The organism is Streptomyces sp. NBC_00045, from assembly GCF_045041095.1.
Taxonomy (GTDB): Bacteria; Actinomycetota; Actinomycetes; order Streptomycetales; family Streptomycetaceae; genus Streptomyces.
Genome location: NZ_CP108271.1, coordinates 2,501,248 through 2,514,928, shown reverse-complemented (window position 1 = coordinate 2,514,928; position 13,681 = coordinate 2,501,248). Strand labels below are relative to the sequence as shown.

General features: G+C 72.1%; 9 protein-coding genes. 5 read left to right on the top strand and 4 right to left on the bottom strand.

Annotated features, from left to right (window positions below; translation table 11 throughout):
- Positions 1–10: 10 nt before the first annotated feature.
- The 4 genes from OHA65_RS11835 to OHA65_RS11820 form a co-directional block, all read right to left on the bottom strand.
- Positions 11–1,345 (bottom strand): lipase/acyltransferase domain-containing protein, encoded by a 1,335-nt coding sequence (locus OHA65_RS11835; RefSeq protein WP_327283090.1) that lies wholly within the window; start codon positions 1,343–1,345, stop codon positions 11–13.
- A gap of 115 nt (positions 1,346–1,460) precedes the next feature.
- The gene (gene sucB, locus OHA65_RS11830) at positions 1,461–3,206 is read right to left on the bottom strand and encodes a 2-oxoglutarate dehydrogenase, E2 component, dihydrolipoamide succinyltransferase (protein WP_327283089.1); all 1,746 of its coding nucleotides are present in this window, start codon (positions 3,204–3,206) and stop codon (positions 1,461–1,463) included.
- A gap of 54 nt (positions 3,207–3,260) precedes the next feature.
- Positions 3,261–4,649 (bottom strand): dihydrolipoyl dehydrogenase, encoded by a 1,389-nt coding sequence (gene lpdA, locus OHA65_RS11825; RefSeq protein ID WP_327283088.1) that lies wholly within the window; start codon positions 4,647–4,649, stop codon positions 3,261–3,263.
- A gap of 343 nt (positions 4,650–4,992) precedes the next feature.
- On the bottom strand, positions 4,993–6,525 hold the full coding sequence (locus tag OHA65_RS11820) for a leucyl aminopeptidase (protein WP_327283087.1): 1,533 nt from the start codon (positions 6,523–6,525) through the stop codon (positions 4,993–4,995).
- 346 nt (positions 6,526–6,871) lie between these two features.
- On the opposite strand from OHA65_RS11820, the gene OHA65_RS11815 reads away from it, so the two are divergent.
- From OHA65_RS11815 to OHA65_RS11795, 5 genes are all read left to right on the top strand, one after another.
- Entirely contained in the window at positions 6,872–8,899 is a 2,028-nt protein-coding gene (locus OHA65_RS11815) for a hypothetical protein (RefSeq protein ID WP_327283086.1), read from the top strand.
- Between the two features lie 104 nt (positions 8,900–9,003).
- Positions 9,004–10,539, top strand: coding sequence for a GT4 family glycosyltransferase PelF (gene pelF, locus OHA65_RS11810; RefSeq protein WP_327283085.1), 1,536 nt, complete (start codon positions 9,004–9,006; stop codon positions 10,537–10,539).
- A complete protein-coding gene (locus OHA65_RS11805) occupies positions 10,536–12,074 on the top strand; it encodes a hypothetical protein (RefSeq protein WP_371646660.1) in 1,539 nt (512 codons plus the stop codon). Before pelF ends, OHA65_RS11805 begins: the two co-directional genes overlap by 4 nt.
- Positions 12,075–12,181: 107 nt before the next feature.
- Positions 12,182–12,829 (top strand): spherulation-specific family 4 protein, encoded by a 648-nt coding sequence (locus OHA65_RS11800; protein ID WP_327285623.1) that lies wholly within the window; start codon positions 12,182–12,184, stop codon positions 12,827–12,829.
- Positions 12,826–13,677 (top strand): endo alpha-1,4 polygalactosaminidase, encoded by an 852-nt coding sequence (locus tag OHA65_RS11795; RefSeq protein ID WP_405761821.1) that lies wholly within the window; start codon positions 12,826–12,828, stop codon positions 13,675–13,677. The genes OHA65_RS11800 and OHA65_RS11795 overlap by 4 nt, the downstream gene beginning before the upstream one ends.
- Positions 13,678–13,681: the final 4 nt, after the last annotated feature.

Genomic DNA, 13,681 nt, shown 5'->3' with positions numbered 1-13,681 from the left:
GCCTTCCTGGTCAGGGCCGTTGGGTGAGGCTGGTTACAAGAGCCGTGACCGAGCCCACCGTCAGGCGGTAGGCGCCCGGCTGCGGCGGCGCGAACGCGACGGAGTAGCGGCCGCCGCCCAGGCCCCGCAGGGGGCGGGCCGTCGGGCTCCCGCCGTCGGTAGGGCGCAGTTCCGCCATCAGCCGCAGCCCCTCGCCGGGGGCCGTGACCGTGACCTCGTACGGGGCCCCCGCGGCCAGCACGGCGGGCGCCCGCACGCCCAGCCCGGCTGCCGGGTCCGCGGGGACCGTGCGCCGGTCCCGCTCATCGCCCAGGAAGCCCCGCAGGGCTGCCCGTACGGCCCGGTTGTTGTGCAGCGAGCCGTGCTGCTCGTACGCGGCGAAGGACTCGGTGGCCGCGCCGCCGTCGCCGGGCGGCTGCGCCGGGAGGGCCGCCGGGCGCGGCACCGTGCCGTCACCATCGGCCTCCTCCAGGAGGGTCAGGCGCTCCCCGTCGCAGGTCGCGGTCGTCGCCGTGGGCTGGCCGACCCCGACGACCACCCGCAGCTCGGCCCGCGGCGGGGCGCTGCGCAGGTCCGCGTGGAAGCGGGCCGCGTCCGCCAGCAGGGCCGCGTCGACGCCGGGCAGCCCCGGCAGGTCGCGGGGGTGCGCGAGGCCGTCGGAGCCCGCCAGGCAGGCGTAGTCGGGGGCCAGCTGGTGCAGGGACGGCAGACTGCGGGCGAACGCGCCGAGGTCCGGGCCCAGGCCCAGGGGGTCCCCGGCGTCGACCAGGCCGACCAGGGCCTCCACACAGCCACGGTGCGGCGTGCCCAGCGTGATCAGGCGGCGGGTGACCTCGTGGCCGCCGAGGCGCTCCACGTACTGCCGGGCCACCAGCCCGCCCATCGCATGGCAGAGGAAGACCACCTGAGCCTCGCGCCGCTCGGGCGCCGAGGCCCGCCAGCGCTCCAGCTCCAGGTCGATCCGGCCCTTCAGCCGCTCCGCGTTGTACCGGCAGGACAACCGCCAGTCGTACGGGAAGGTGAGGAGGTTGTCCGAAACGGACAGGGTGAAACGGCGCTCCAGCCAGCGCAACAGGTCCGTGTGACCGTCCACCGGGCCCCAGATGCCGGGCAGGGCGTGCAGGTCGGGCATCAGGCCCACGGGGACGACGCCGTCTCCCGGATCCCCGTCGCCGATGTCCTTCGGGAGGCGCAGGGCGCTCAGGGAACGGCCGAAGGTCCGCAGGCCGCGTAACAGGTCCGCGCCCGCCAGGTCCCAGACGGCCCCGCCGTCGGCGTCCGCCAGCCGGCTGCCCAAGATGCCCGGCAGTACCACGACGAGATCCGTCACCCGTGCCCGTGCCATACGACGCCCCCCGAGATGTCACACATGGACCCACCAGGGTATGACGACGGCGCCCCCGCCCGAAGTGGTTCCGGGCGGGGGCGCCGTACGAGGGGCTGCCGGTGCGGCGTGCGCCTTAGAGGCCGAGCTCGACCTCGAACTCGCCCGCTTCGAGGATCGCCTTGACGGCCGAGAGGTACCGGGCCGCGTCCGCACCGTCCACCAGGCGGTGGTCGTAGGACAGGGTCAGGTACGTCATGTCGCGGACGCCGATGACGGTGCCCTCGGGGGTCTCGATGACCATCGGACGCTTGACCGTGGCACCGATGCCCAGGATGGCGACCTGGTTCGGGGGCACGATGACCGTGTCGAACAGCGCACCGCGCGAACCGGTGTTGCTGATGGTGAAGGTCGCGCCCGACAGCTCGTCCGGCGTGATCTTGTTGCCGCGGACCTTGGAGGCCAGGTCGGCGGTCGCCTTGGAGATGCCCGCCAGGTTGAGGTCGCCGGCACCCTTGATGACCGGGGTCATCAGGCCCTTCTCGGAGTCCACGGCGATGCCGATGTTCTCCGAGTCGAAGTAGGTGATGGTGCCCTCGTCGTCGTTGATCCGGGCGTTGACGACCGCGTGGGCCTTCAGCGCCTGGGCGGCGGCCTTGACGAAGAACGGCATCGGCGAGAGCTTGACGCCCTCACGGGCCAGGAAGGACGCCTTGGCCTGCTCGCGCAGCTTCATGATCTTGGTGATGTCCACCTCGACCACGGAGCTGAGCTGAGCCTGCGAGTGCAGCGCCTTCATCATGTTGTCGCCGATGACCTTGCGCATGCGGGTCATCTTGACGGTCTGACCGCGCAGCTCGGAGACCGCGGCGGCAGCCGGGGCCTTCGCGGCCGGGGCGGCGGCCGGAGTCGGGGCGGCAGCGGCGGCCTTGGCGGCCTCGGCGGCGGCCAGGACGTCCTGCTTGCGGATGCGGCCACCGACACCGGTGCCCGAGACCGAAGCCAGGTTGACGCCGGACTCCGAGGCGAGCTTGCGCACCAGCGGGGTCACGTACGCGCCCTCGTCACCGGCGGAAGCCGGAGCGGCGGGGGCGGCGACCGGAGCCGGAGCGGCAACGGGAGCCGGAGCGGCCACGGGAGCCGGGGCGGCGACCGGAGCCGGGGCGGCGACCGGAGCCGGAGCGGCAGGCGCAGCCGCGACCGGAGCCGGGGCAGCGGCCGGAGCAGCGGCGGCCGGAGCCGGAGCGGCGGCCGGGGCGGCACCGGCGGCACCGATGACGGCCAGGACGGCGCCGACCTCGGCGGTCCCGTCCTCGCCGATCCGGATCTCCAGCAGCGTGCCGGAGACCGGCGCGGGGATCTCGGTGTCGACCTTGTCCGTGGAGACTTCGAGCAGCGGCTCGTCGGCCTCGACGGACTCGCCGACCTGCTTCAGCCAGCGGGTGACGGTGCCCTCGGTGACGCTCTCGCCCAGGGCGGGGAGAACGACGTCCGTGCCGGAGGCGGCAGGTGCAGCGGCGGCCGGAGCCTCCGCGACCGGGGCCGGGGCGGCGGGGGCCTCGGCGACCGGGGCCGGGGCGGCCGGAGCCTCGGCGACTGCTGCCGGTGCCGGGGCCGCGGCCTCGGCGGCAGCCGGCGCGCCGGAGCCGTCGTCGATGACGGCCAGCTCGGCGCCGACCTCGACGGTCTCGTCCTCGGCGACCTTGATGGCGGCCAGGATGCCGGACACGGGGGACGGGATCTCGGTGTCGACCTTGTCGGTCGAGACTTCGAGCAGCGGCTCGTCGGCCTCGACGCGCTCGCCCTCGGCCTTCAGCCAGCGGGTGACAGTGCCCTCAGTAACGCTCTCTCCGAGCGCCGGAAGGGTTACGGAAACCGACATGGTTTCAGTTGCTCCTAACGAATGTGCGGAAGTGGTCGTCGCGCCCGTGACGTATTAGTCGTGGGAGTGAAGCGGCTTGCCGGCCAGGGCCAGGTGGGCCTCGCCGAGCGCTTCGTTCTGGGTCGGGTGCGCGTGGATGAGCTGCGCGACCTCGGCCGGCAGGGCCTCCCAGTTGTAGATCAGCTGGGCCTCGCCGACCTGCTCGCCCATCCGGTCACCGACCATGTGGACGCCGACCACGGCACCGTCCTTGACCTGGACGAGCTTGATCTCGCCCGCGGTCTTCAGGATCTTGCTCTTGCCGTTGCCCGCCAGGTTGTACTTCAGGGCCACGACCTTGTCCGCGCCGTAGATCTCCTTGGCCTTGGCCTCGGTGATGCCGACGGAGGCGACCTCGGGGTGGCAGTACGTGACGCGCGGAACGCCGTCGTAGTCGATCGGGACGGTCTTCAGACCGGCCAGGCGCTCCGCGACGAGGATGCCCTCCGCGAAGCCGACGTGCGCGAGCTGCAGGGTCGGGACGAGGTCGCCGACGGCCGAGATCGTCGGCACGTTCGTCTGCATGTACTCGTCGACCAGGACGTAGCCGCGGTCCATCGCGATGCCCTGCTCCTCGTAGCCGAGGCCCTGCGAGACCGGGCCGCGACCGACGGCGACCAGCAGCACCTCGGCCTCGAAGGTCTTGCCGTCGGCCAGCGTGACGCGCACGCCGGTCTCGGTGTACTCGGCCTTGTCGAAGAAGGTGCCGAGGTTGAACTTGATGCCGCGCTTGCGGAACGCGCGCTCCAGCAGCTTCGAGCTGTTCTCGTCCTCGACCGGGACGAGGTGCTTGAGGCCCTCGATCACGGTGATGTCGGAGCCGAAGGACTTCCACGCCGAGGCGAACTCGACGCCGATGACGCCGCCGCCCAGGACGATCGCCGACTCGGGAACGCGGTCCAGGACCAGCGCGTGGTCCGAGGAGATGATGCGGTTGCCGTCGATCTGCAGGCCCGGCAGCGACTTCGGCACGGAGCCGGTCGCCAGCAGGACGTGGCGGCCCTGGATGCGCTGGCCGTTCACGTCGACGGAGGTCGGCGAGGAAAGGCGGCCCTCACCCTCGATGTACGTCACCTTGCGGGAGGCGACCAGGCCCTGCAGGCCCTTGTACAGGCCCGAGATGACCTCGTCCTTGTACTTCTGCACACCCGCGATGTCGATGCCCTCGAAGGTGGCCTTCACGCCGAACTGGGCGGCTTCGCGCGCCTGGTCCGCGATCTCGCCCGCGTGGAGCAGGGCCTTCGTGGGGATGCAGCCGTTGTGCAGGCAGGTGCCGCCGAGCTTGTTCTTCTCGATCAGGGCAACGTCCAGACCCAGCTGGGATGCGCGCAGAGCCGCGGCGTAACCGCCGCTGCCGCCGCCGAGGATCACTAGGTCGAAAACGGTGCTGGCGTCGTTCGCCACGTCACGTCCTCCATGCATGTGCGCCGAGCACCGGTCCTCTGTGACCGGGCGGCGGCTGGTAATCGGCCGCTTGTTGATTCGGCCCTGTGGTGGGGGCCCTGTCCTGCCGAGAACCCATCTTCGCATTTGTCGGGGGAACGCGGGACGCCGGGCCCGCACTGTGGCAGGTCGTTCTGCCCGAAGTAGGGGTTACCGAAGCGTAGAAACCTACGGATTTCGTTGTGGGTGAACGAACCCGGGGCCTCGATCGACTGATCTTCGAGGCCCCGGGGTGCGTCACGCGTCACACATCACATGTCAGGCGGCACGCCTCACACGTGGTAGGTGCGCTGGGTGAGGTACGTCAGCCCAGGTCGCCGGTGGCCGTACGCTCGGCCAGCCGCACCAGGGTGCGCACGGCCGAGCCGGTGCCGCCCTTGGGGGTGTAGCCGTACGGCGCACCCTCGTGGAAGGCCGGGCCCGCGATGTCGAGGTGCGCCCAGGTGATGCCCTCGCCGACGAACTCCTGGAGGAAGAGGCCGGCCACCAGGCCGCCGCCCATCCGGACACCCATGTTGGCGATGTCGGCGGTGGGGGAGTCCATGGTCTTGCGCAGGTCCTCGGGGAGCGGCATCGGCCAGGACGCCTCGCCGACCTCCTCGGCGATCTCGTGGATCGCGGTGCGGAAGGCGTCGTCGTTCGCCATGATCCCGAAGGTGCGGTCACCCAGGGCCAGCACCATGGCGCCGGTCAGGGTGGCGACGTCGACGATCGCGTCCGGGTTGTCCTCGGAGGCCTTGGTCAGGGCGTCGCCCAGGACCAGGCGGCCCTCGGCGTCCGTGTTCAGGACCTCGACGGTCTTGCCGCTGTACATGCGCAGCACGTCGCCGGGCTTGGTGGCGGAACCGGAGGGCATGTTCTCGGCGAGCGCGAGCCAGCCGGTGACGTTGACCTGGAGGCCCAGCTTGGCGGCGGCGATGACGGCGGCGAAGACGGCGGCGGCGCCGGACATGTCGCACTTCATCGTCTCGTTGTGGCCGGCCGGCTTCAGGGAGATGCCGCCCGAGTCGTAGGTGATGCCCTTGCCGACGAAGGCGAGGGTCTTCTCCGCCTTGGCGTGGGTGTAGGAGAGCTTCACCAGGCGCGGCGGGTTCTCGGAGCCCTTGCCGACGCCCATGATGCCGCCGTAGCCGCCCTTGACCAGTGCCTTCTCGTCGAGGACCTGGACCTTGACGCCGTTCTCCTTGGCCGTCGCGGAGGCGACGGCGGCGAAGGCCTCGGGGGTGAGGTCGTTCGGCGGGGTGTTGATCAGGTCGCGGGCGACGTTGACCTCGGTGGCGACGACGGTCGCGCGCTCGGCGGCCGCCTTGTGCTCCTTGTCGCGCGGCTTGGCGCCGAGCAGGGTCACCTCGGCGAGCGGCTGCTTCGGGCCGCCGTTCTTGCCGGAGGCCTTCTTCTCGCCGCCCTGGTAGGCGGTGAAGGCGTACGCGCCCAGCAGCGCGCCCTCGGCGACGGCGGTCACGGCCGAGGCGTCGTCCAGGGGGAGGGCGAAGGCGGCCTTCTTGGAGCCGTGCAGGGCGCGGGCGGCGGCGCCGGCGGCGCGCCGCAGGGCCTCCTCGTCGTACGACTCGTCCTTCTCGGGGACGGAGCCGAGTCCGACCGCCAGCACGACCGGGACCTTCAGGCCGTCCGGGGCCGGCAGCTTGGTGGTCTCGCCTTCGGCGCCGGAGGCGCCGAGCGCGTCGAGCACGGCGGCGAGCTTTCCGTCGTACGCCTTGTCCACGGCCTCGGCGCCTGCGGCGACGACCGGGCCCTTCGGGCCCTTCGCCACGCCGACCACGAGGGCGTCGGCGCGCAGCGTCGCCGCGCCGGCAGTGCTGAGAGTCAGAGCAGTCACGGTGGTGAAGTCTCGCTTCCGTTTGTGTTGTGGGCCGAGTGGGTGGACGGCCATCCGTAGCGATCGTATTCCGGCCCGACGGCCGCCAGAAATGAGCCTACGCGTAGCGGCTCGTCCGTACGGCACTCGAAGGTTTGGCAAGTTGTTCGATCAAGCCGCCGACAGGTTCACCCATCTGTGGCTTCTGTTCCAGGTTTGCCCTTTAGACCTGACGAGGTCCGAGAGACTCGGTCCACTCTCGCAAGGGGACGCGGGGTCCCTTTGCATGATTTCCACAGAGCCTCCTCGGCCCGGCCGACCGCCATGGGGCCGTAGTCGAGTGATGCCTGCGGGGGGAAAGGCCGAAATGGTCAACAAGAACCGGATGAACAGGGCTGCCGCCGCAATGGCCGTGGCAGCGCTGATGTCCGTGGCAATGCCCGCCGCGACCGCCGAGGCGGTCGTGACACCGCGCATCGACCTGAAGGTGCTCGTCGTCGACGACGGCGGCAGCTCGGTCGAGGCGATCACCGCCCAGCTCCGGGACACCGGGGTGCCCTACACCCGGGTCGTCCTGGGCAGCTCCGGCCGCCCGGTGATCAACGCCGGGTTCCTCAGCGACACGGTCGACGGCCGGCCGCGCGCCAAGTACCAGGGCGTCGTGCTGCCGAACGAGAACCCGTTCGGCGAGGGCTCGGCCGAGATGGCCGCACTCAGCACGTACGAGACGACGTACAACATCCGCCAGGTCGACGCCTACACCTGGGCCCACCCGGGCGTGGGCCTCGAATATACCGACAACGGCGGCTACAGCGGGCAGCTCGACGGCACCCAGGCCTCCGTCACCGCCGCCGGCAAGGCCGGCCCGTTCAACTACCTGGCCGGCCAGGTCGCCTTCGAAGACAATTCCGCCCTGGTCCCCGAGAGCTACGGGTTCATGGGCAAGCCGCGGGCCGGCTACACCAGCTACCTCGACGCGCCCGTCGCCGGCGGACGGGCCTCGCTCGTCGGCGAGTACGCGCACGACGGCCGCAGCGAACTGGTCGTCACCTTCGGCTACAACCAGTACCAGCAGCAGTTCCGGCTGCTCGCGCGCGGCATCGTCGACTGGCTCACCCAGGGGGTCCATCTCGGCCAGGAGCGCCAGTACTTCGCCGTCCACGTCGACGACATCTTCGCCCCGGACGCCCGGTGGAGCAAGGACCTCAACTGCACGCCCGGCGACTACGCCTGTGCGGGCGGCGAGGGCAAGGAGAGCACCATCCGGATGTCCGCCGCCGACGCCCAGTACGCGGCGCAGTGGCAGACGAGCAAGAACTTCAAACTCGACCTCCTCTTCAACGCCGGCGCCGGCGAGGAGTGGAAGACCGAGAACGGCGGCACCGACGCCCTCACCGCACAGCTCGTCGCGGACCGGGCCAAGTACCGCTGGATGAACCACACCTACACCCACCCGTTCCTCGGCTGCGTCCAGGACACCACCACCGTCCCGTGGACCTGTACGAAGAACGCCCAGGGCGCCGTCAACTGGATGAGCCGGTCCGAGATCTCCGCCCAGATCCGCGACAACAACAACTGGGCCGCGGCCAAGGGCATCACCACCGACCGCTCCGAGCTCGTCACCGGTGAGCACTCGGGCCTCAAGACCCTCCCGGAGCAGCCCGTCGACAACCCGAACCTGGCGGGCGCGCTCGCCGACAACGGGGTCAAGTGGGCCGGCAGCGACAACTCGCGCGAGTCCGCACAGCGCGCGGTCGGCGCCGCCCTGACCGTCCCCCGCTACCCGATGAACGTGTACTACAACACGGGCACCAACGCGGAGATGGCCGACGAGTACAACTGGATCTACACCAGTCGCGCCCAGGGCGGCAGCGGCACCTGCGAGGACAACCCGGCGACCTCCACCTGTCTGCCGGCCCCGCTGAACGCCTCCACCGGCTACCTGGACTACATCGTCCCGGCCGAGGCGCGGACCGCCCTGCGCCACGTCCTGGCCAACGACCCGCGTCCGCACTACGTCCACCAGTCCAACCTCGCCGAGGACCGCACCCTCTACCCGGTGCTCAACCAGGTCCTCGACACCTACCGCGCGCTCTACGCACCCAGCGCCCCGATCGTGAACCAGAGCATGAAGGACACCGGCGTCGAGCTGAGCCGCCGGGCCGCCTGGGACAAGGCCCTGGCCGACGGCAAGGTCACGGCCTACCGCATCGGGACCGCCGTCACCGTCAAGGCGCCCTCCGGGGTCGTCGCCCCGTTGACCGCACCCAACGGCACGAAGAAGCAGCTCCTGCTGGGCACCGCCGACTTCGGCACCGCCTACGCGGGCAACCGCTCGGCGTGGACCGCGCCCGAGATGCTCCAGAGCGCGGTCACGCTCAAGCTGCCCAGCTGACCACCGCGTCACTCCGACGCCAGTACCACCTGGTACCACCTAGCGCCGGCGCTCCGGACATCTACGGGCGCCGGCCCCTTTTCCGTCCTGGGGGGACACAGCGCATGAGTCATGGGCGTCATGTCACCATGCTCACCGAAGGCACCTATCCACACGTCCACGGGGGAGTCAGCACCTGGTGCGACCAACTGGTGCGCGGGATGCCGGAGGTCGACTTCAACGTCATAGCCCTGACCGGCTCCGGCCGTGAGCCCGTCACGTGGGAGCTGCCCCGCAACGTCTACCGGCACACCGCCGTCCCGCTCTGGGGAGCGACGCCCGGCCGCCGCTCGGTCCTGCGGGGCAAGGCGCACCGCCGGTTCGCCGACACCTACGAAACCTTCCTGCTCTCGCTCCTCGATCCTCCCCCGGCCACCGCAGGGGGCACCCCCGGCCGCGGCGGATTCTCCGAAGCCCTCCGCGAATTCGCCGTCCTGGCCCGGGCCGGCCGCCTCGCCCCGGCCCTGCGCTCCGAAACGGTCCTGCGCCTCCTCATGGACGTGTGGACGCGCCCCGGCGTCTCCACCGCCGCCGCCGGGCCCACCATCCACGACGCGCTCACCGCCACCGACCTGATCGAGCACGCGCTGCGGCCGCTCGCCGTACGGATCCCGCCCGACAGCGTCGCGCACTCCGTCAGCAGCGGCCTCGCCACCCTCCCGGCCCTCGCCGCCAAGTACCTCGACCAGGTGCCCTTCCTGCTCACCGAGCACGGCATCTACCTGCGCGAGCGCTACCTCGGCTACCGCACCGCGCAGCAGCGCTGGCCGGTCAAGGCCCTGATGCTCGGCTTCTACCGGGAGCTCAACACCGAGGGCTACCGGCAGGCCGACCTCATCACCCCGTGCAACCAGTACAACCGCCGCTGGGAGGAGCGCGGCGGCGCCGCCCCCGACCGCATCCGCACGGTGTACAACGGCGTCGACCCGTACGCCTTCCCCGACGCCGGACCCGAACCCGAGGTCCCCACCCTCAGCTGGTGCGGGCGCATCGACCCGATCAAGGACCTCGAAACCCTCGTCCGGGCCTACGCGTTCATGCGCGAAGAGCTGCCCGCCCTGCGGCTGAGGCTGTTCGGCCCGGTCCCGGCCGGCTGCGAGGAGTACAAGCTCCGCCTGGAGAAACTCGCCGCCGAACTCGGCGTGACCGACGGGATCTCGTACGAGGGCCGCGTCGCGGACGTCGCCGGGGCCTACGCGGCGGGCAGCGTCGTGATGCTCTCCAGCATCAGCGAGGGCTTCCCCTTCAGCATCATCGAAGCCATGTCCTGCGGCCGCACCACCGTCTCCACCGACGTCGGCGGGGTGCGGGAGGCCGTCGGCGACACCGGGCTCGTCGTCCCGCCGCGCGAACCGGAGACCATGGCCCGCGCCACCCTCGCCCTGCTCCGCGACGACGAACGCCGCGCCGAACTGGGCCGGCGATCCCGCAAGCGGGTCGTCGAGAAGTTCACCCTCCACCAGTCCGTGGACGGCTTCCGCCACATCTACCGGGAACTCGCCGGCCAGCCCGTCCTGCCCGTCCGCGAGGGCGACGACTGGACGCAGCGGCTCGCCGACCCCTGGTACCGCGAACTCGCCGCCGACGGGAGCCTGTGGTGAGCGGATCCCTCTGGCTGCGCGTCCCCGGCGGCGACACCCTGCCCGCCATCCCCCGGCCCCGGCGCACCGGGCCGGGGGAGCCCGGCCCCGCCGGCGACCCGATGGACGAACTCGCCGAACGCCTCGGCCCCTTCATCGCGGCGGCCGTCCATCCCGACGAGATCGCCGCCATCCTCGAATCCGACGGGATGACCGACGAGCACATCCGGCTCGCCTACGGGCGTCACGACTCCTTCGGCCTCGCCGAGGAGCTCTACGTCCGGGTGCCCCGCTCCTTCCCCGAACCGGAGCACGTCCCCGACCCCTGGAGGGTCTCCCTCACCGCCTGTCTGCTGCGCGGGCTGATCTTCGCGCTGCCCGGTCTCGCCTACGTCCTGGGCGCCCCGCTGCTGGAGGGCCCCAAGGACCGCCTGGGCCTGCCCGCCGGGACGCTGACCCTGCTCGCCGGGGCGCTCATCGGCTGGGTGTGGGACCAGACCCTGTCCCACCGCGCCTACTCCTGGCTGGGTCTGGGAGACAGGGCCGCCGCCGGGCGGACCCTGCTCGTCGGCGCCCCCGTCGGCGCCCTGCTCGGCATCGCCGCCGCGCTGACCGTGCCCGGCGGGCCGCCGTTCTCGTACGCGTTCGCCGCAGGCCAGGCCCTGTACGTCGGCGCCGCCACCGTGCTGCTGGTCCTCGGCCGGGAACGGGTGCTGCTCGCCGCTCTCGCCCCGATGGCCGCGGGGGCGCTGCTCTCGCTCTTCACCGACCCGCCCCTGCCGGTGCGGGTGGGCCTGCTGCTGGTGTCCCTGCTGGCCGCCTGCACCCTCGCCTTACACGAGCTGCCGCTGGCCGAGGGCGTACGGTCCGGCGTGCGCCGGATCCGGGACTGGTCCGGGCACGGACCCGGCGAGGGCCCGGTGCGCTGGCGGATGCTGCGGGGAGCCGAGGAGGAGTACGGCCCGCGCGGTCCCCGGATCGGGGACTCCGTGCCGTACGGCGTGTTCGGCCTCGGCACCGGCCTGCTCGTGCTGTACGCCGCCCTCGGGGAGGTGCTCGCCGGGGGTCCCGCCGAGGCCGTCGCCGCCCCGTCGGCGGTGGCGCTCACCCTCAGCATGGGGCCCGCCGAATGGCTGCTCCACCGGTTCCGCAGCGGGAGCCTGGCCGGGCTGCGGGCGGCCCGTTCGCCCCGGCAGTTCGGACTGAGGATGCTCGGCACGCTGGGCCGCTGCCTCGCCGCGTACCTGGCGGTGCTCCTGCTCCTCGGGCTCACCGGAACCCTGCTGTGGCCGGGAGCCCCCGCGCTGACCGGGGTCCGGGCCGCGACCCTGCTGCTGCTCGGCGCCGTCATGTGGACCGGGCTGCTGCTCCAGTCCTTCGGCGCGGTCCGGCCCGCGGCCGTGGTCTGCGCCTCGGCGGCCGTCGCCCAGAGCCTGGCGCTGCTGCTCGGGCTCGGGCAGCCGCGGCTGGTCCAGCTCGTCGTGGCCGGTGCAGCCGCGGCGGCGCTGGGCACGCTCGTCTGCCTCCTGCTCGGCCGCGCGACGGCCCACCGCTGATCCCGGTGAGCCCGTACGACGTGACCCCGATCCGCGACAGCCCGAACGACGCGACCCCGAACGACGCGACCCCGAACGACGTGACCCCGTACGAGAAGAAGGCCCCCATGCTGTTGGTGCCCCTCTACGAGCACCCCGACGACCGGCCCGAGGACTGGGAGTTGTTGATCCGCTCCGCCGGCCGGCTGCACTCCGTGGTCCTCAACCCCGCCAGCGGGCCCGGCGAGGCCCCCGACGAGCGGTTCGCCGCCGTCGCGCAGCGACTGCGCGACGCCGGGGTGCCCGTCCTCGGCTACACCGACACCGACTACGGGCGGCGCCCGCACTCCGCCGTGGTGCAGGACCTGCTGCGCCACCGCGACTGGTACGGCGCCGACGGGGCCTTCCTCGACCAGGCCTCCGCCGATCAGGCCCTGCTGTCGCACTACGGGCGGCTCGCCGTCGCCGCCCGGGCCGCCGGCGCCCGGACCCTCGTGCTCAACCACGGGGTCCACCCGCACCCCGACTACGCCGCACTCGCCGATCTACTGGTCACCTTCGAGGGCCCCTGGGACGCCTACCGGGACGCGGCGGTGCCGCCCTGGACGGCCGACCACCCCGCCCAGCGGTTCTGCCACCTCGTGTACGCGGTCCCGCCGGGCGCGCCCGCCGCCGAACTGGCCAGCCGACGGGGGGCCGCGGTGCACTGCGCGGTCCCCGGGACCGGCGCGCACCCGTGGGGGACCCTCCCGTACGCCCTGGAGGCCGCCGGATGACGCGCACCACCGGCCGCGGCCGCGCCGGCCGCGCCGTGCCGCTGCTCCTGCTGCTCCTGCTGGCCGCCTGCACCAGCGAGCGGCCGCAGGAGCCGGACGACCGGTCGCTCGCCCCTGCGCCGGGGGAGCGCTGGCAGCCGAAGCCGGGGGTCAGCTGGCAGTGGCAGCTCACCGAGAAGCTGGACACCTCGGTGAAGGCCGCCGTGTACGACGTCGACGGGTTCAACACCACCAAGGAACAGGTCGCCGAGCTGGAGCGGGCCGGCCGCCGGACCATCTGCTACGTGTCCACCGGCGCCTGGGAGGAGTTCCGCCCCGACGCCGCCGCCTTCCCGAAGGCGTTGCTCGGCGAGGGCAACGGCTGGGAGGGCGAGCGCTGGCTGGACGTCCGGCGGACCTCGGAGCTGGAGCCCTTGATGGCGAAACGGTTCGACATGTGCCGCGAAAAGGGCTTCGACGCGGTGGAGCCGGACAACATGGACGGCTACCGCAACGAGACGGGCTTCCCGCTCACCGCCGACGACCAGCTGAAGTACAACCGGCTGATCGCGAAGCTGGCGCACGACCGCGGCCTGGCGGTCGGGCTGAAGAACGACCTCGACCAGATCCCGCAGCTGGTGGGGGACTTCGACTTCGCGGTCAACGAGCAGTGTTTCGAGTACGACGAGTGCGAGCGGCTCACCCCGTTCGTCACGGCGGGCAAGGCCGTCTTCCACGTGGAGTACGAGGGCCGGATCGGGAAGTGGTGCCCGCGCTCGCAGCAACTGCGGCTCAGCTCGCTGCAGAAGAAGTACGAGCTGGGCGTCTGGCGCCAGTTCTGCCCGCCCGGGAACGAGCAGGAGAAGTAGCGGA

Excerpts from the sequence above, each read along its gene's own strand:
- OHA65_RS11800 (WP_327285623.1), top strand. The coding sequence starts at position 12,182 with ATGCTGTTGGTGCCCCTCTACGAGCACCCCGACGACCGGCCCGAGGAC.
- sucB (WP_327283089.1), bottom strand. The coding sequence starts at position 3,206 with ATGTCGGTTTCCGTAACCCTTCCGGCGCTCGGAGAGAGCGTTACTGAG.
- OHA65_RS11835 (WP_327283090.1), bottom strand. The coding sequence starts at position 1,345 with ATGGCACGGGCACGGGTGACGGATCTCGTCGTGGTACTGCCGGGCATC.
- OHA65_RS11815 (WP_327283086.1), top strand. The coding sequence starts at position 6,872 with ATGGTCAACAAGAACCGGATGAACAGGGCTGCCGCCGCAATGGCCGTG.
- OHA65_RS11795 (WP_405761821.1), top strand. The coding sequence starts at position 12,826 with ATGACGCGCACCACCGGCCGCGGCCGCGCCGGCCGCGCCGTGCCGCTG.
- pelF (WP_327283085.1), top strand. The coding sequence starts at position 9,004 with ATGAGTCATGGGCGTCATGTCACCATGCTCACCGAAGGCACCTATCCA.